General features: G+C 34.0%; 15 protein-coding genes and 2 pseudogenes. 9 read left to right on the plus strand and 8 right to left on the minus strand.

What is annotated here, in order from left to right; all coding sequences use genetic code 11:
• Window positions 1-295: pseudogene (gene tnpA / locus H6F32_RS01000) on the plus strand (IS200/IS605 family transposase); the annotation flags it as partial.
• Between the two features lie 103 nt (window positions 296-398).
• On the opposite strand, the gene H6F32_RS01005 reads toward tnpA, so the two are convergent.
• Complete coding sequence (locus H6F32_RS01005; RefSeq protein WP_190367478.1) at window positions 399-1013, minus strand: GerMN domain-containing protein; 615 nt, start codon at window positions 1011-1013, stop codon at window positions 399-401.
• Window positions 1014-1231: 218 nt separating this feature from the next.
• On the opposite strand from H6F32_RS01005, the gene H6F32_RS21040 reads away from it, so the two are divergent.
• Together H6F32_RS21040 and H6F32_RS01015 are read left to right on the plus strand one after the other, a co-directional pair.
• Window positions 1232-1453, plus strand: coding sequence for a helix-turn-helix domain-containing protein (locus H6F32_RS21040; protein ID WP_313926150.1), 222 nt, complete (start codon window positions 1232-1234; stop codon window positions 1451-1453).
• Window positions 1454-1493: 40 nt separating this feature from the next.
• Complete coding sequence (locus H6F32_RS01015) at window positions 1494-2168, plus strand: M15 family metallopeptidase (protein WP_190367635.1); 675 nt, start codon at window positions 1494-1496, stop codon at window positions 2166-2168.
• 55 nt (window positions 2169-2223) lie between these two features.
• Here the strand turns inward: H6F32_RS01015 and H6F32_RS01020 are convergent, their stop codons facing one another.
• The 3 genes from H6F32_RS01020 to H6F32_RS01030 form a co-directional block, all read right to left on the minus strand.
• Entirely contained in the window at window positions 2224-2697 is a 474-nt protein-coding gene (locus H6F32_RS01020) for a TspO/MBR family protein (protein ID WP_190367636.1), read from the minus strand.
• A 229-nt stretch (window positions 2698-2926) separates the two neighbouring features.
• Window positions 2927-3892 carry a GTPase Era gene (gene era, locus H6F32_RS01025; protein WP_190367479.1) on the minus strand — a complete coding sequence of 322 codons (966 nt, stop codon included), beginning with the start codon at window positions 3890-3892 and terminating at the stop codon, window positions 2927-2929.
• 535 nt (window positions 3893-4427) lie between these two features.
• The gene (locus H6F32_RS01030; protein ID WP_190367480.1) at window positions 4428-5924 is read right to left on the minus strand and encodes an HlyD family efflux transporter periplasmic adaptor subunit; all 1497 of its coding nucleotides are present in this window, start codon (window positions 5922-5924) and stop codon (window positions 4428-4430) included.
• A gap of 377 nt (window positions 5925-6301) precedes the next feature.
• On the opposite strand from H6F32_RS01030, the gene H6F32_RS01035 reads away from it, so the two are divergent.
• A complete protein-coding gene (locus H6F32_RS01035) occupies window positions 6302-6640 on the plus strand; it encodes a Dethiobiotin synthetase (RefSeq protein WP_190367481.1) in 339 nt (112 codons plus the stop codon).
• 35 nt (window positions 6641-6675) lie between these two features.
• Window positions 6676-6813, plus strand: a pseudogene (locus H6F32_RS01040) (transposase); the annotation flags it as partial.
• Between the two features lie 138 nt (window positions 6814-6951).
• Here the strand turns inward: H6F32_RS01040 and purQ are convergent.
• Entirely contained in the window at window positions 6952-7623 is a 672-nt protein-coding gene (purQ, locus tag H6F32_RS01045) for a phosphoribosylformylglycinamidine synthase subunit PurQ (protein WP_190367482.1), read from the minus strand.
• A 109-nt stretch (window positions 7624-7732) separates the two neighbouring features.
• Entirely contained in the window at window positions 7733-7996 is a 264-nt protein-coding gene (gene purS, locus H6F32_RS01050) for a phosphoribosylformylglycinamidine synthase subunit PurS (RefSeq protein WP_190367483.1), read from the minus strand.
• Between the two features lie 205 nt (window positions 7997-8201).
• Here purS and H6F32_RS01055 point away from each other — a divergent pair, with 205 nt between their 5' ends.
• The 3 genes from H6F32_RS01055 (at window position 8202) to H6F32_RS01065 (ending at window position 15698) form a co-directional block, all read left to right on the plus strand.
• On the plus strand, window positions 8202-8768 hold the full coding sequence (locus tag H6F32_RS01055; protein ID WP_190367484.1) for a thioredoxin family protein: 567 nt from the start codon (window positions 8202-8204) through the stop codon (window positions 8766-8768).
• A gap of 589 nt (window positions 8769-9357) precedes the next feature.
• A complete protein-coding gene (locus tag H6F32_RS01060; protein WP_190367485.1) occupies window positions 9358-10686 on the plus strand; it encodes a P-loop NTPase fold protein in 1329 nt (442 codons plus the stop codon).
• The gene (locus H6F32_RS01065; protein ID WP_190367486.1) at window positions 10665-15698 is read left to right on the plus strand and encodes an eIF2A-related protein; all 5034 of its coding nucleotides are present in this window, start codon (window positions 10665-10667) and stop codon (window positions 15696-15698) included. The genes H6F32_RS01060 and H6F32_RS01065 overlap by 22 nt, the downstream gene beginning before the upstream one ends.
• A 43-nt stretch (window positions 15699-15741) precedes the next feature.
• On the opposite strand, the gene H6F32_RS01070 is transcribed toward H6F32_RS01065, so the two are convergent.
• Window positions 15742-17151, minus strand: a complete 1410-nt coding sequence (locus tag H6F32_RS01070; RefSeq protein ID WP_190367487.1) for a DUF2330 domain-containing protein — start codon at window positions 17149-17151, stop codon at window positions 15742-15744.
• Between the two features lie 10 nt (window positions 17152-17161).
• The gene (locus H6F32_RS01075) at window positions 17162-17968 is read right to left on the minus strand and encodes an RnfABCDGE type electron transport complex subunit D (RefSeq protein ID WP_190367488.1); all 807 of its coding nucleotides are present in this window, start codon (window positions 17966-17968) and stop codon (window positions 17162-17164) included.
• Between the two features lie 292 nt (window positions 17969-18260).
• Here H6F32_RS01075 and H6F32_RS01080 point away from each other — a divergent pair, with 292 nt between their 5' ends.
• Window positions 18261-18749: a hypothetical protein gene (locus H6F32_RS01080; RefSeq protein ID WP_199294433.1), complete on the plus strand. Its 489-nt coding sequence runs from the start codon at window positions 18261-18263 to the stop codon at window positions 18747-18749.
• Window positions 18750-18751 lie beyond the last annotated feature (2 nt).

Genomic DNA, 18751 nt, shown 5'->3' on the forward strand with positions numbered 1-18751 from the left:
AGTATTAATTTAATTGAAAAATCATTTCGAGAAGTCGCTGAAAAAATGAATTTTCAAGTGCTTGAGTTTAATGGTGAAGATAATCACGTTCATGCACTTATTGAGTATCCGCCCAAACTATCTATCTGCCAGATAGTAAATGCTTTAAAAGGCGTATCTAGTCGTAGGTATGGGCGGCTATAAAAAACCCCATAAAGAAGCATTGTGGAGTCCCAGTTATTTTGCTATCTCTGTAGGAGGTGCGCCGCTAGAGATATTAAAGGAGTATATCAAAAATCAAGAAAAGCCGTCCTAAAAGGACGGGGCTTGTATCCCATTATTTTCGGTCAAAAGCTTCAGGCAGGTAAAGCGATCGCAGTAGACATCACAAATTTGGAGAATGAAAACACCCTGTGCGCTTAAAGAGGATAATTCTTGTTAAATTTTTTACGCGTTAAAGGTTGTTCTATTTCCACACCTTCACCGCCTAAAACCTCTAAAGGTTTACCATTAACTTGAATATATACTTCTCCTTGGGGATTTAAAGTAGTTGCGGTATATACTATTTGTCCTAAACGGCCAATCATGGACGTGCTTCCTCCTCCAGAGGTAAATTGTTCTGATAAATTTACCTCAATGTTGTTATTTTTAACTATTATTCCTAATAATTTAGTTCCGGGAGGAATAGTTGTGGAATCTGTTCCTTGTGTGGGTCCTGCGAATAGAGTTGTAAAAGCTTTTTCTAATACTTTATCTGGTTGAGTAGCAGCAATTTTTAACGGTTGAGAAACTAAATCTAAACCTTGATCTTTTGTTCTTAACCAGTATATATTTGCAGTTTGTTCTTGTTGTGCTTGACTATTTAATTGTTGTGTAGGATTTTTAATGGTTTGTGAAGATGTAGTATTTGTGGTGGAAGTATTAGGGGTTTGTGTCATAAACCAAGCTAAAGTACCACTAGCAATTACTACAGTTGCGGAAATACCAGCAATAATACCAAAGGAAATATTTTTATTTCTAGTTTGTTCATTCATATATCTAACCTACTCTTTAATGCAATAGTTTTTGTATTGTTGCTGTCTTGGTTGTTACTAGGTTTAACTCTAGGTTTGTAAATGCTGATTGTATCATTGTATTAAACAATCACCCACTCTTATTGTAGAGTGATATCTTCTGTTTCGTCATCAGTCTCTTTATGTAAATCTCATGGTTTCTTGAAACAATCTTTAATTTATTTTCTTAATAAGCTAATGTGCAGCACATCAGCTTATTAGCATATTTACCGAAAAATAGTCGCAAAAACCATTGTATCCGTACATCCTTTTCTGATAAAATTACGCAAGGAAAAAATGAGCCTATTCCGGTTATGACAATGCTTTTATCCCTGAAAACAAAACTCAAGTTAAATAAAACCCAAGAAATATTAATGGCTAAACACGCTGCTATAGCCAGGTTTGCCTATATTGGGGTTTAGTAAATTGGGCTTGGTTGTATAAAGATGGATTAATTATATGATGCGAGAATATCACCAAATCCCCATTATTGAATGTCATGAACCTTTAGTAGAAATTCCTACAGAGAAGTTTGTGGTAGAAACACCCCATGCTTATATAAAGTTAGGTGCAAATTATGATCAATATTCTCCTTACTATTTGCGTCAGACTGTATTAGTTAATTTATTAACGGCACAAAAACATTTACAGCTAATACATCCAAATTGGCACATTTTGATATTTGACGCTTATCGTCCCGTATCTGTACAACAGTTTATGGTGAACTACACCTTTACAGAGGCTTTAAAAAAATTAGGTCTCAAAAAAGCTGATTTATCTCCAGAAGAAGAGGAAAAAATATGGTTAGCAGTATATGGTATTTGGGCTGTACCCAGTTTAGATGAAAATACTCCTCCCCCCCATAGTACGGGATCTGCGGTAGATATTACTTTGGTAGATGACATTGGTACAATAATAGATATGGGTTCAATGATTGATGAAATGTCTGAGCGATCGCACCCTGAATATTATGCTCACACTAACTCAGAATATCATCATTATCGAGAATTACTACACAATATAATGTTAAAATCAGGTTTTAAGCGTAACCCTAGAGAGTGGTGGCACTTTTCATACGGTGATCAAATGTGGGCTTGGTTATCTAATCATCCTCATGCACATTATGGCAGAATTTAGAAAAAATACACAAAAAATACACATTTAATATGTCTATCTAAATCTGATACCTTAATTAAGCATCTTGAGGGTTTAAACGACTCATTTCCCAAGTGGTATAAGTACCAATAGGACTCCAAAGTAAATAAGGTAACAATAGTAATCCGGCGTGTACGGAAACAGATAACACAGCGAGCATAATTAAGATACAAAGTAACAAACCTGTACCTCCAAGCATAGTACCAACAATTAGGCTACGGCTACGAAACATCACAGGAGAATAAGCAAGGGTAAATATTTCCAGTAGCAGATACAAACCCATCATTAACCAAGTGCTGTTAGTATTAGGGTTATGTGTCCAGATAATATAAGCTGACCATGTTCCACAAATAATGATAATAGTCCAAATTAGGGGAATAGCAGCTTCAAAAAACAACCATTGAGGTCTTTTTAAACGTTTAAACCAGTGATTTTGACTAGGTGTAATTAAATTACCCAAAACAGCAATAATAAAAGAGACACATCCAATAACCATCCAAGATTTAATCATAAAGGAATAGGGAATAAACAACAGAATTGTAGAATTGTAGGGTGCGTCAGACATGATAAATAATGTAAATAAATAGATTTTTGATATCTGACGCACCATACCAGCAGATAAAACAAACATTTGTAATTGTAACTGATTACTGGCAAATTAGTAGCACATTAGTAGGGTGCGTCAGACATGATAAATAATGTAAGTAAATAGATTTTTGGTATCTGACGCACCATACACCTTATTCTTCCACACGATATCCCAACTCTGATAAATGTAGTCTTGATTGTCGCCATTTTGGTTGTACTTTAACAAATAATTCTAAATATACTTTACCAGAAATGAGCTTTTGAATTTGTTCCCTAGCGGCACTCCCAATAGCCCTTAACATTGTGCCACTTTTACCGATTAAAATTCCTTTTTGAGAGTCTCTTTCCACATGAATAGTTGCTAAAATGCGGGTAATTTTAGCAGTTTCTTCTACTAAGTCAATAGCTATAGCTACAGAATGGGGAACTTCTTCACGAGTTAATAAAAGGATTTGTTCTCTAATTAATTCCCCCATAATAAATCGTTCTGGTTGATCAGTGACTAAATCAGGTGGATAATATAATGGACCTGGTTCTAATTGGTTAATGAGTAATTCTTGAAGTTGGGGAATTTCCGCACCAGTTTTAGCAGAAAATTTGGTATATGTCCAGTGATAATTGTTAGCTAATTGGATATAACTTTGATTAATTTCTTCAGATTTTTTGGGTTGTTCGTCTATTTTATTAATCCCTAAAATTACTGGAGTTTTACTATTAGTTAATAAATCAGCAATATAGCGATCGCCACCACCACAACTTACAGAACCATCTACCACAAATAATAACAAATCAACGGAATCAATAGCCAGTTTAGCATTTTTGACTAACACTTGACCTAATTGATGATGAGGTTTATGAATCCCTGGAGTATCCACAAAAATTATCTGTGCTAATTCCGTTGTAAAAATACCGCGTAAACGATTACGAGTAGTTTGAGAAATTGGCGAAGTAATAGCGATTTTTTGCCCCACTAATTGATTCATTAAAGTTGATTTACCAACATTAGGACGGCCGATAATACCCACAAAACCAGACTTAAAACCAGCAGGTGCTTCTGGGATCATCATGGCATCGGAAAAATCAAAATTAGGAATATTATCAATATTAATATTAGACATTTTTAGTGACACCCTTATATCTCTCTAAATACAATTATGGCATATAATCAGAAAAAAAGAAACCCGAAATTAAACTTTTTGCATTTTGGGTTTCACTTCGTTCTACCCAACCTACATACAATTAATCTTTGCTAATTACTAGACTTAGATCCTAAATCAGCAAATTGTAACAATATTTAATCATCATTTAATCATAACTTTTTCCTGCCAGCCAGATCACGATGATTAGCATTATTTACTGAAAGAGATAATTTAGGAGTAGAAATAAGCTAATGTGCAGCACTCACTGTATAATTAAAAAACCTGAAGTTACAGTAGCACAAGCATCTTGCTTGTATTAATTATTCAATTTAAAGGCACAACAGATTAGCCGCAAATAATTTTTGTGAATGATCAAAATGAATCAGTTGATCAACCTTACCATGTATCACTACAAATGGAGATTTAATTTTTTGAATCTTATCAAGATTAGTAAACATTTCCCTGATGTTTAGATCCCCGGATCCCCGACTTATTTAAGAAGTCGGGGATCTAATTATCTCACAGAAAAAGCCTCACTAAATCTTTTAGTAATTGGTTCAACCATAAAAGTTAAAATTGACTTTTTCCGAGTAACAATTTCTGCATTAGCCACCATACCTGGAGTAAATTCTACATCTTGTCCGCGCACATTGACAAAATGTTTACTTAACTTAATTCTTGTGGGAAAGACTAAACCCAGTTCTTTATCAATAACTGCATTAGGACTAATTTGGGAAACCTGACCATTAATAACACCAAATTCTTGAAAAGGGAAAGTTGCTAATTTAACTTTTGCTGTCATTCCTGGTTGAATAAAACCAATATCACGGTTAAGAACTTTCACTTCTAAAACAATTTCTTCCCCTTCTGGTAAAATAGAAAGTAATTCCTCTCCAGATTGTACCGGACCTTTAGTAGCCTTGACTTTATAAATAGTACCAGTAACAGGTGCTTTAATAGTTTCTGCATCTTTTTGTTGTTTCGCTTGTGCTAATTGTCCAGCAACATTTGTTAATTCCTCCTTACGTTTGTTAATTTGCGTGAGAATTTCACTTTTTCGGGCTGAGGATAATCTAATTTCTTGATTAATAGCAGCTTGATAAGCCTCTTTTGCTTGTTGAATTTGTTGTATTTGTACAGCAATTTCTTTTTCTACAGATAATACCCTATCTTCTGCTTCCATGAGGGTATTTTGATTTTTAGTAATTTCATCTTTAGCCCGAATTATATCTGTATTTGCACGAGTTAATCTTTCCTGTGCTTCCATATAATCAATTCTTGGCAAAGCCCCAGGTTGTAACAAAGTTTGTAAATTTTTCTCTCTTTCTTGGGCAACTTCTAAGTTTTTATTGAGGAAAGATAGAAATTCTTGTGAGTTCTGTAAATTGGTTTTAGCATTAATTACATTAGTTTTAGAACTGACTAAACTAGCTTGTAATCTACTCAATTTTATTTGAGATTGATTAATAATTGATTTTTGCCTTTCACTTTCAGCTTTAGCCGCTATTTGTTGAGATTGATAATCTAATAAACGCGAGTTTAACAGTTCATTTTGTAATTTTGTTCCTGCGGTTTTTTGACCAGTTCTTTCAGCTTGAAGACGTTGTAAATCATCTTCTATTAATTGACTATTTTTAGCCAATCTATTAACATCATTTTGTGGGAATTTACTGTCTCTTTGAATGAGAATTTGATCTTTTGTCACGCGATCGCCTTCTTTGACTTTTACTGCTATAATAAAACCACTACTTAAAGCCGTCACTGGTCTAACTTGAGTCACGGGAATTAACTCCCCTGATGCAGTTGCCACTTCATCAATTTGGGAAAAATGCGCCCAACCAATACTACCAAATACAATAAAACTCAGCGTTCCTGCTAATAATCTCGTATAAATTGGTGGTAATTCTTGAACCGCTTGGCCTAATTCATAGGATAATTGTTCCTCTGGATGAGAAAATGTAGTTTTTGTTTGACGTGCTTGTACAGGGTTCGCTGCTAGAGAAAATTTCATAGTTGGTAATTTCTAATTTGCCTATTTAATAAAACTGGAGTAAGATTCATCCTTGTTTTTGTTATAACTAATTTATCAATTTTATCGGTAAGAAATGATTTTATTATTGGCAATTTATTGAGATTTTTTTAAAAAGTTTACCAATACTTGATGATTTTTAGACATAATTTTTCCATATTGAATAACAATATCCCCGACTTCTATAAGAAGTCGGGGATATTTGACCTTGTAAAAATATTTTGATATCATTTTCCAAAATTACAAATTTAATGCTAATCTAGGTTTAGGAAAAATTGTGTAACCTATTCCACTAAACTGGTAATTACTCAGAACTACAATTAACTACAATTAAAACAACCTCTGATAAGATTAATAACATGAACTACGAAATCGCACGAAAATTAATCATCGATCATACCACTAAAAGCGATAATCCTGATACACTTTTAAATCGTTTACAACAGGGAAAAGCTCCCATCCCTGGACAAATTACCTCAATTTTATTATCACTAAAAATCATTTTTGAAACCTTAAAAACAGAAAATACCATAGATAAAGAACTGGCTTCTAGTTTATATCAATTAGCCATTAAACCCCAAAAATTATTTATCATAGGACGTAAAGCTGGAGTAGACTGGCCACCATTATTAAATGAAGATTTATTACGTATTTCTGGGGCTGTAGAAAGCATTTTTTTAGGAATATGGCAAACATAATAGCATAATAGCATAATAGCAAATATTTAAACAAGGCTAAAACATATATACATACCAATAAAAAACCCCATAAAGAAGCATTATGGAGTCCCAGTTATTTTGCTATCTCTGTAGGAGGTGCGCCGCTAGAGATATTAAAGGAGTATATCAAAAATCAAGAAAAGCCGTCCTAGAAGGACGGGGCTTGTAAGCTAATGTGCAGCATTCACTGTATAATTAAAAAACCTGAAGTTACAGTAGCACAAGCATCTTGCTTGTATTAATTATTCAAGTTAAAGGCACAACAGCTTATCCCATTATTTTCGGTCAGGTTAAACCAAAGCAACAGTCTGTAATAGTCCTTGAAACAATTTTAAACCGTCTGTATTACCAACAATTTTATCTCCTGCTCTTTCAGGATGGGGCATCATTCCTAGTACATTTCCTGCTACATTACAAATACCCGCAATGTTATTTAATGAACCATTGGGGTTTTCTCCATGGTAGCGAAAAACCACTTGACCATTGTTTTCAATTGCTGCCAAAGTGTCAGCATCAGCATAAAATCGCCCTTCCCCGTGAGCAATGGGTAAATTAATAATTTCTCCAGGCTTGTAACCTTGTGTCCAGGGGAGATGGTGAGATTCTACAGATAGAGGCGAGCGATCGCAGATAAAATGCAAATTTTCATTTCTAGCTAATGCTCCTGGTAATAACCCTACCTCAGTTAATACCTGAAAACCATTACAAATACCGATGACAAATTTACCTTTTTGTGAGTGTTCAATTACCTGCTGCATCACAGGAGAAAAACGAGCGATGGCACCACAACGCAAATAGTCCCCATAGCTAAAGCCACCGGGAACAACAACAACATCTATATCATCAATATCTGTATCTTGATGCCAAACCATGCGAGTAGGTTGTTTGAGGATATCTCTAGTGATGTATGCTACATCGCGATCGCAATTAGAACCTGGAAAAACTAGAATACCGAATTTCATTGGTGATGAATTATGAAGAATTGTTAATTTAAAGGAGTCAGTAGGGGTTTAGCAGTACTAAACCCTTACAAGGAGTCAGAATAAACAATTTTTTCCCGACTCCCTGTACCTAGGACTCAATGTTAATGAGTTCAAACCGATAGTTTTCAATTACAGGATTAGCTAACATTTCATGACACATTTTATTAATGTCTTCACGCGCCTTGTTTTCATCCGGTGCAACAATAGTTAGCTCAATATATTTGCCAATTCTGACTTGATCTACAGTATCATAACCCATTTGTTTAAGTCCAGATTGCACAGCGACACCAGCAGGATCTAATACTGAAGGACGAAGAGTAACGAAAATTTTAGCTAAGTATTTATAATTCACACCTTGTAACCTTTACCTGATAGAACTTTTAAACTAAGAAGTCAGATTGGATTCAATCACCACATTAGCCTAAAAAGAGTCAGCTATTGCATAATTGAATTGCATACCTAAATTTAGCAGCGCCAACATTTTACTATATTTGTCTTGATTAATGGACAGATTCAGTGAAACTTTTCGGTGTTGCTCCCATACAGAAATAGATATTATGAGTGCAACAACATCAGAAAATTCTAGTCAGCGAGTCAGAAACTTCCTCATTGCCATTGTAGCGATCGCTTTAGGAGTTGCGTTATTTCTGGGACTAAAAACGGATACTAATACCGTCTCTCTCACAGAACTAGCGAAAACTGCCACCCCCTTAGAAACAGCAGTTAGCAATGGTAAACCATCCCTAGTAGAATTTTATGCTAACTGGTGTACAGTCTGTCAAAAAATGACCCCGGACATGGCTAAACTCAGACAAGAGTATGGTAAAAAGCTCAACTTCGTGATGTTGAATGTAGATAATACTAAATGGCTTCCAGAAATGCTTAAATACCGAGTTGATGGTATTCCTCATTTTATCTTTTTAGGTACAGCAGGGGAAACTATCGGCCAAACCATAGGAGATATACCGCGCAGCATTATGGCCAGCAACTTAGAAGCATTAATAGCAGGTTCTCCCCTCCCCAACATCCAAACCAATGGTAAAACCTCGCAATTTTCCGCACCAGTAGCTAAACAAACTCCGCAAGATGACCCCCGTAGTCATGGTAGTCAAGTGGTAAACTAGCAGGACTTACGCAACTGCAACATTGATAGGGTACATCAGATATCACTAATATGTTTATTTACGGGCAAGTAGACGCACTATGCCAAAGATTTTTGGTGTGACACTTGCGTAAATCCTAATTAGAGTAAATTAGGTCTACCAAAGTCAGATACCCCTCTCCTTCAAGAAGTGGGGTATCTTGTTTAATATTGTCAAATAAAATACAAATTCAGTTATCTTGAATATCTTTGATAAACTGTATCAGAATTGATTAAAATGGCAAAAATGAGCAGATTATTCATATCTGATAGACCATAGTAATTTCTACATGATCAAATTATCAAAACTTGATAATTAGGTAACTTTGCTTTTGTTGAGCTATTGTCGGTGATTTTTTTATATTTTTCTAATACTTATGCGGATAATTCTGATTTTTGCCTGTAAAGAGTAAATTACAGGACTTAGATAAGTGTCATCATAAATCTATTGTAGCGTCTATCAGAATCTTAAATCAAGCAAATAAATAAATGTTTGATATCTGATAAACCTTACCAATGTGGCAGTTGTGTAAGTCATAGATTAGACAGATAATTTTGTTCATTAAATACTTATGACTTTTGATTTAGAAAGATTTTATCAGGCCTGTAACCCCTCGCGGCCATTAATGATCGAAAATCATGATGATCGGTTATATTACATTGATTTTGCATCAGTTCGCGGTGGTAAAATTATTGAAGCATTATTGCGAACTATCAGTAGAATTTCTCCTAATAGTCCCACTTGTCAATTATTTACTGGACATTTAGGTTGTGGAAAATCTACAGAGTTATTAAGATTGAAAGCCGAATTAGAAGCACAAAATTTCCATGTTGTCTATTTTGAATCTAGTCATGTGTTAGAAATGGCTGATGTGGATGTGACAGATATTTTATTGGCGATCGCTGGCTTAGTCAGTGAAAATTTAGAAACGATGAAATTGCGTGTTAAACCGACTTACTTTAGTAAATTATTTAGTGAAGTAATGGATTTTTTACAAACACCAATAGACTTAGGAGTAGAAGCAGAATTATCCGTAGGTATTGCCAAAATTACCGCCAAAACAAAAGAAAGTCCCCAACTCAGAAGAAGATTAAGGGATTATTTAGAACCCCGGACAGAAAATATTTTACAATCAATTAACACAGAATTACTAGATCGTGCTAACTTAGAACTTAAGGCCCAAGGTAAAAAAGGATTAGTAGTAATTGTTGATAACCTAGATCGTGTCACAACTCGTCCGTTACCATCTGGACGATCATTGCCTGAATACTTGTTTATTGATCGCGGAGAACAATTACGTAAACTCAATTGTCACGTTGTTTATACCATTCCCTTAGCATTAACATTTTCTAATGATAGCGCCGAACTACAACATCGTTTAGGAGGAGGTGTAGCACCAAAAGTACTACCGATGATTCCTGTTCGCAAAAGATCAGGAGAAATTGATCCCCAAGGATTAGAATTAATGCGACAAATGGTATTAGCAAGGGCTTTTCCTGCACTTTTACCTAATGAACGCTTAAGTTTAACCACAGCAATATTTGATCATTTAGAAACCTTAGATAGATTGTGTTTAATTAGTGGTGGCCACGTCCGTGATTTATTAGGACTATTATTTGATTGTTTGCGAGAACAAGATCCTCCCTTTGATCGTCAATGTGTAGAGTTAGTAATTCAAAGACAAAGAGATTATCGGGCTAATGCCCTTGATTTAGAAGAAAGTGAATTACTGTTACAAGTAATTAAGGATCAACGAATCAAAGGCAATGTAGAATATGACGTTTTATTACGCAGTTTATTTGTGTTTGAATATCGAGATAACCAGGGAGTTTGGTTTGCCATTAATCCAGTTCTAGCAGAAACACAAAAGTTTAAATCATGGATGAAAACAACGCAATAAGGGATATAATTTCTGCTAATAGTAGGTCTTTACGCAGTTTAGAAAGAGCAATTCGTTTTTCTAATCATGAATTTTCACTCATTTTATTATGCTGTAATTATAGTTTATTACGAGAATTAGTATTACAACAACTAGTAGAAGTGGGCTGGAAAAAAGACAAAACCCAAATCATTAATTTACAGCAAGACACTAAAAGTATATATACTGCAATTCAATCCCAAATGACAGTAGAACAACCTGAAACATTAATGATTTTAGGTTTTGAATCTGTCCAGGGAATTGATGATTTATTGCGTTCTATAAATCAATTAAGAGATGAATTTCGCAAGCAGTTTAAAATACCCTTAATTTTATGGCTAAATGATGAAATGTTGCAAAAATTGTTGCGGTTTGCGCCAGATTTTGCAAGCTGGGCAGCCACACCAATTAGATTTGAAATGACAGGCTTAGGATTATTACATTTTCTGAATCAAGAAACAGAAAATTTATTTCCTAAATTTTTAAATAATCATTATATGCCAGGAAATTATGCCACTTTAAAACAGGAATGGGTAAATAGCTATGAAGTGCATTATGCCCTGAAAGAATTAGAGATTATTGGTGTGAGTATCAATCCAGAATTAAATGCTAAGGTGCAATTTATTTTTGGTATAGATAATTATGTCAATGATCAAATCAAAACCGCCTTAGCTAATTTTCAGGAAAGTTTACAATTTTGGGATAGAGAAAAAGGAAAATTAGAACTTAAAGATTCACATTTTTATGAGTTAAGAAAAGCAGTTTTACTGTTATATGTTGGTTTATGTTGTTGTCGTTTATCAGAAAGAGAACCTATAGAGAAAGTTAGATATTGGCAATCAGCTAAAACCTATTTTGAGCAATGTTTACAAAGTTTTGAAGTTGCCGGCAGAAGAGATTTAGTATCTAAATTTATAGGTCAATTAATTGAAGTTTTATATAATTTAAAATCTTGGGTAGAATTACGCATTGTTACCCAAAAATCCTTAGAACTGCATCAAGATTATGGTAGTAAAATTGAAATAGCTTATGACTATGGTATTTTAGCTCAAATAGCTGCCCAAAATTTACGCTGGATGCAAGCTAGTATTTTGGCACATATAGCAATTTTACAGTTAGAAGAAGCGGCAAATACTGATGATTTTTGTAACTATTTATTTCCTTTGCTACTAGAACAAATTTATTTATTAACATTAGCTAAATCTTTAGAAAATATTGGACATAATCAAGTAGCAGCAGAATATTTGCTGATGGCAAGAGAAAAATTGCCCATAGCCTTAGAAAATAGTGATCATCAATATGATGCCCATCGTTATATTCGCACCTTACATATTTTGCGATCGCTATATTTTTACTCACATCACTATTTAGAAGCCTATATTATTAAACAAAAACGCTATTCTGTAGAACAACAATATGGCTTTCGTGCCTTCATTGGTGCAGGGCGTTTACAACCTCAAAGACACACCAGCAACCCCACCTTAATTAACTCATCTAGTAACAATAGTATAGCCTTAGAAATAACAGCTTCAGGGCGGGAAAATGACGTAAATAAATTAATAGCGAGAATTAGTCGTAGTGATCAAAAATTAACAATAATTCATGGTCCATCTGGAGTAGGTAAAAGTTCCATAGTTACCGCCGGTTTAGTACCTGCATTACAAAACCGTGCCATAGGCGATCAAATTGCCGTCCCCATAGTATTACAAGTGTATACAGATTGGATCAAAGAACTAGGAAAAGTATTGGTTAAAGCCCTATTACCCTTACAAAATACTATCAAGATTACCTCAGAATCTTTAGCTAAAATTTCCACAGCAGCAACTAGAGAAATGATTTTACAACAACTGCGGGAAAATGCTGATAATCATTTAATTACGGTCTTAATTTTCGATCAATTTGAAGAATTTTTCTTTGGTTGTACAGACATCAACGAAAAAAAAACCTTTGATAAATTCATCTGTAATTGTTTAGATATCTCCTTTGTTAAAGTAATTCTTACCTTACGACAAGACTATTTACATAGATTATTAGAATTTCAACATCTCTCACAGTTAGAAGCAATTAATAACAATATTTTAGACAAAAATATTCGTTATGAACTGAATAACTTTTCTCCAGAAAACGCCAGAAAACTTATTCAAGAACTTACCCAACGCTCCCAAAATTTTCCCAAATCAAAACTACAATTAGAACCAGACTTAATTGATGCTTTAGTCACAGATCTAGCTGGGGAATTGGGGGAAATCCGTCCCATTGAATTACAATTAGCTGGCGCACAATTACAAAATGAAAATATCACAACTTTAGCAGAATATGAACCCTACCGGCCAAATAAACTCATTGAAAGATACATCAAACAATTAATTAAACAATGTGGAGTAGAAAATCAAGCCACCGCATTGTTAGTACTATATTTATTAACTGACGAAAGTAACAAAAGACCCTATAAAACTTTAGAAGAATTAGCTACCCAATTAACCGAATTAGAAAATAGTGGTAATCTGGAATTAGTTTTAGAAATATTAGTCCGTTCTGGGTTAGTAGTGGTATTTCCTACTACTCCTGAACGTTATCAACTAATTCATGATTATTTAGTACATTTAATTCGTTATTTACAACAGCAAGAATCAGGACTACAAAAACAAATTAATAAATTACGAGATCAAGTTAAAAACAGTGAAGAGGAAATTAAACGTTTAAAAATTGAGTTGAGAACAACCAAAAATTACACTACATCACAAACTTATGATTATCAAGAAGGAGTAGACTTATTGACAGAATTAAGAGAATTACGCAAACGAGAAGAACAAAGTCAAAGAGAAATTGAAAATCTACGAAGAGAACTGAAAGAGAAAGAATTAACAGCACAATTAGCAGATAGTCAAAAAAGACAAAGAATAAGTGATGCTAGATTAAATATGTCCTTAAAATTAGCATTGACGGCTTGTTTAATAGCTATATTTGGATTAAGTATTTCCATATTAATGACTAATGATAGTGAAATGAAAACATTAAGTGCTTCTAGTGATGCTTTATTTGCTTCCCAAAAAGGAATTGATGCCCTTGCAGACAGTTTAAAAGCTGGTAGAAAACTAAAAAAAACTCTATGGGTAAATAACAGTACCAAAGAAAATGTACTTACCGCATTATATCAAGCCGTTTATGGAGTTAAAGAACGTAACCGTTTAGAAGGTCATGTATCAGGGGTAAATATGATCAATTTTAGTCCCGATAAATCCTTAATAGCATCAGCTAGTAATGATATGAATATTAATATTTGGGATGTTCATGGTAATTTACAAAAGACTTTATTAGGACATGAAGGAATAGTAAACAGTGTAATTTTTAGTCCAGATAGTCAAATGATAGTTTCGGCTAGTACGGACAAAACTATTAAATTATGGACACGAAAAGGGAAATTAATTAAAACTATTTATGGTCATAAAGCAGAAGTAAATAGTGTGAGTTTTAGTCCTGATGGTCATACCATTGTTTCTGCTAGTAATGATAAAACCATCAAATTTTGGAGTAGAGAAGGTCAATTAATTAAAACTATCAATCTACAACATGAAGTATTATGTGTATCTTGGTCTGGAGATGGAGAAGTTATTGCTTCTAGTCAAGCTGATAATACTATTAAACTTTGGAGTAAAACAGGGAAATTACTCAATATTTTACAGGGACATCAAGACAGCGTTTTAAGTTTAGCTTGGTCGCCTAATAGTAAACTTATAGCTTCTGGTAGCTTAGATAAAAAGATTAAATTATGGAGTCGTCAAGGAGATTTAATTAATACTTTATCTGGACATAGTGAAGGTATTATTAGTGTAAGTTTTTCTGGTAATGGGCGGATAATTGCTTCAGGTAGCGCTGATCAAACGGTGAAACTATGGACTGTGAATGGCAGTGTTGTGAGAACTTTAAAAGGACATAGTAATTGGGTAAATGCTGTGAGCTTTAGTCCTGATGGTTTAACATTAGCTTCTGCTAGTCGTGATAAAACTATTAAACTTTGGCGTGTGGATGATATCATTTTACGTGATCCTAAAATTAATTTTGATTGGATTACTAGTCTTGATTTTAGTCCTGATAGTAAAATGATAGTTACTAGTAGTAGAGATAAAACTGTGAAATTATGGAATAGAGAAGGTAAATTAATTAAGATATTAAAAGGACATAAAGATCAAGTTTGGGGTGTAGCTTGGTCTGCTGATAGTAATATGATTGCTTCTGCTAGTCATGATAAAACTGTCAAATTATGGAGTAAAGAGGGTACTTTATTAAAAACTTTGTCTGGACATCATGATCGAGTATTAACTGTAGCCTGGTCTCCCGATGGCCAAGTATTAGCTTCTGCTGGTAAGGATACCACCATTAAATTGTGGACTAAGGAAGGAATTTTAATTAGTACATTAAAAGGTCATAGTAAAACTATAAATTGGCTTAGTTTTAGCCCAGATGGTAAATTATTAGCATCAGCTAGTGATGATAAATCTGTCAATTTATGGTCAAGAAATGGGAAATTAGTTAAAAGTTTAACTGGTCATACTCGTGTTGTTAATGGTGTGGCTTGGTCTAGTGATGGTAAAATTTTAGCTTCTGCAAGTTTCGATAGTACGGTAAAGATTTGGAGTCGTGATGGGGAATTACAAAAAACTTTACGAGGTGATGGTGATGGTTTTATTAGTGTGAGTTTTAGTCCTAATGGTAAAACTATTGCTGCTAGTAATGATGATCAAGTCAGATTATGGAATAAAGATGGCATTTTATTAATTTCTTTAAAAGGTGATGCAGAAAATATTACTGGTGTGAGTTTTAGTCCTGATGGTAAAATCATTGCTGCTGGTAGTGGTACAGGAAATTTAATTTTACGCAGTTTATCTGATATTAAGTTGGATCGTCTGTTACAACATAATTGTGATTTGTTACATGATTATTTGGAGTCTAATATTAAGGTTACTACTAGCGAAAAACCGTTGTGCAAGAATTAGGATATGAAGAATGCAAGCAAGATGCTTGCACTCCTTTGTTTTGCTAACTTGCTATTCCTAACCAGCCTAAAAATCTATACCACCATAATAGATTTTTAGCTACATTCACAACATCTAGATCAGGAATATTCATAGTAGTTTTCATTTTTTGGCGTATTTTTTGAATATTCCAATTAGTAAGATTAGCTAAAGTTTGGGCTTCTTTTTCAAATCTTGTTCTTAATGAACGTTGATATTTTTTACCTGCACTACATTGAAGATTACCAGTAAAAGGATGTTGTAATATATAACGTCCTTGAAATGATTCTTGATTTGATGTTTCTTGAAAAATTAAATCTTCAGGGAATTTGTTACGACTATAACGCACGTGTAACCGGGTAATAAAAACGTTATTGCTACTAGGAAAACGCGAACGAAATTGAGGAGAAACTGGTTGATTACTGCTGTTATTTTTTAACCAAAATACTCCTGCTTGTTCTAATTCTTGATTATTTAATGGTTCAGCAGAACAAGGATCACAACTACCCATATCCCATGCATATTCTAAAAATCCTACTTTTTTATCTTCTTTATTGTAAGAAGTTTGAAACATGGATTTATAAAAGTCCCCAAATTCGTTTTTAATATACACAGGAATATTCACATTAGAAGGAACTTTTACAGTGCGATAATTGGTAATTTCTGCTTGTCCTTTAGGTGACAAAATATAAACTATTAAATCTTGTTCCGAGGTAGAATTGATCATGCCTAAACGAATGGGTAAGATAAATTTAGGCGATTGATAGGAGATTTGTAAAGGACGAAGATTTTGATATCCTGATGCGTTAAATTGATTCAGATTGACTTTAGCTACAAAGAATTTCATAGAGGAACGAATGTAGGGTTTTAATAGTTCACTTGCGCCTTTTGGTATTTTATAACCGTTGCGGTTTAACCATATTTGTAATCCTCCTGATTCTTTAGCACTGAGGATTAAAATATCATATTCTCCGACGTTAAATTTAGCTTCTATTGTTACTCCTAAATTCCGATCTCCGGCTTTTTCTTCTCCTATTTCATTGCTTCTTTCTTGTAATGCACCAACAGAAGGTGTCATTCTATCATAAATGTCTGGGGCACAGGGATCAGGATCAAAGTATTCTACTAATCTGGGCGCACTAAATGCGTCTAATCTTTCGATGATTTTTGGCACTGCTACTTTGACTTGTTCCTTTTTTAAAACTGTGGGAACGGGAACAACTAAAGCAAAATCTTTAACATCCCCTTGGAAGTCATTGGCCATGGTTAATATTGTGCGATCGCCATCTCTAGCAATAATTACTTGAGAGGCTTTATTATATAATTTTGCGTCAGCTTTGGCTACATAAAATCCACAAAATGCCCAGGCTGTTGGTGTGAAACAAAGTAATGATAAAACTATGGCAATGAGAGGGATAAATAGGCGGATTTTCATGATAATTCCTTTAGGTATTTTTAATTTTTTCTGTCCAAGAAAATTGTTTTTGTAACCAAAAATAATCGAGAATAATCGTTAATGGTGATAGGCTAAATAATGCCCAAAATACGGCGGTGGGAATATAGAAATAGGTGCGTAAAATGAAGGTTAACATGGCTATGGATACAGACCAAATTATGCGGGATACGGGGGCGTTAGGAATTGATCGGGGATCTGTCACCATGAAGAAGGCAAATAATAGTAAAGATCCATTCATTAATTGATGAAAATAAACGTCCCATGTCCATCCTAAATACAAATTACGGATAGCATTTAATAGGGCATAAGTTCCCAAAAATGCGAAGGTTGTGTCCCATCTACCAACTTTTTGTAAAATGATTCCTCCTGTACCTAAAAATAATAGTACATACCACCAATCTTCCCCCCATTGTCCAGGAGAAACCCAGGCATCGGAGGTGAAAGTTAATGCGGCAATAATACCAATATTGGCTGGGTTAAAAAAATGTTTTTCGCCTATTTGGAAAATAAATTTACTAGCGATCGCTATAAATCCAGCTAATACCATTGTTGTCCAATGATCGGCACGTAATAATAAACTTAATCCCAAGGATGTAATTAAGGGACTACGAATATTAATTGATAGTGGTTTATTGTGGTTAGGAATGATAGAAAATAGCAGTTGAGTAATTATACAAGTGGCGATCGCAATTACAATTAATTCTAAATGTAATGTCCAATCTCTTGTACCAATTCCCAAAAATAGAAACAAGCTCAAAAATAGTATTTGATAATCTCGCACATCTTTAAATAACATACACAGATGACTCGGAGGTTTTTGGCATTTTTAATAATTTATACTAGTGTGATCTAAATTGGATTCTTGTTACAGAATTTGTAACAAAGAAGAAATATCAAATTTATGTCGAATCAGCAGATAGATTGAGATATAGTCCTTATACGGCAAGACTTTAAGAATTAAAATGTCTGTTTTAGCACACTAAGTATTTAGTCTAATGAGGTACAAAAATATCTGCGTTTATCTGCGTTTATCTGCGTTTGATTCTGACGAATTGTACCTCACTGAGCTATAATATAACTCGAACATTATGAAGTTTGAAGAAATCTGGCAAGAGTACGACTTTACTGAAGCAGAATTGCTATCAATGGGATGGCAATTTCCATACAATCATATCCTCAATGTCAACTATTATTGGGAACTCAATTCAAGTAACACAACTTCTGAAATTGCTACCACTGAACAACCTTTAAAACTCATTCTAAAATCCTGTATTCGGCTTGATATACAACTCAATTCTATGCCTAATGAATTAGAGAAAATGCCCATTAATCTTGATACAATTATTGGCTGGGGTAAAGTCAGTCCCTCCCCTTGGATAGAAAACCTTTCTCTTGACTCGGATGAATGGCTACACCTATTTTTTGATATTGGTGGAAAAAACAAAATTCAAGCACTTTGTCAATCAATTGTGATTGAAAAATTAACTCAAACGTCCTTAGTGTTGACTATTACCAGCATAACCAATGGTTGTTTCTGTACCATCTCCCGATTTTTAAAACAATATTCAGTATGGTGATA

Source organism: Anabaena sp. FACHB-1237 (assembly GCF_014696225.1).
Lineage (GTDB): Bacteria > Cyanobacteriota > Cyanobacteriia > Cyanobacteriales > Nostocaceae > FACHB-1237.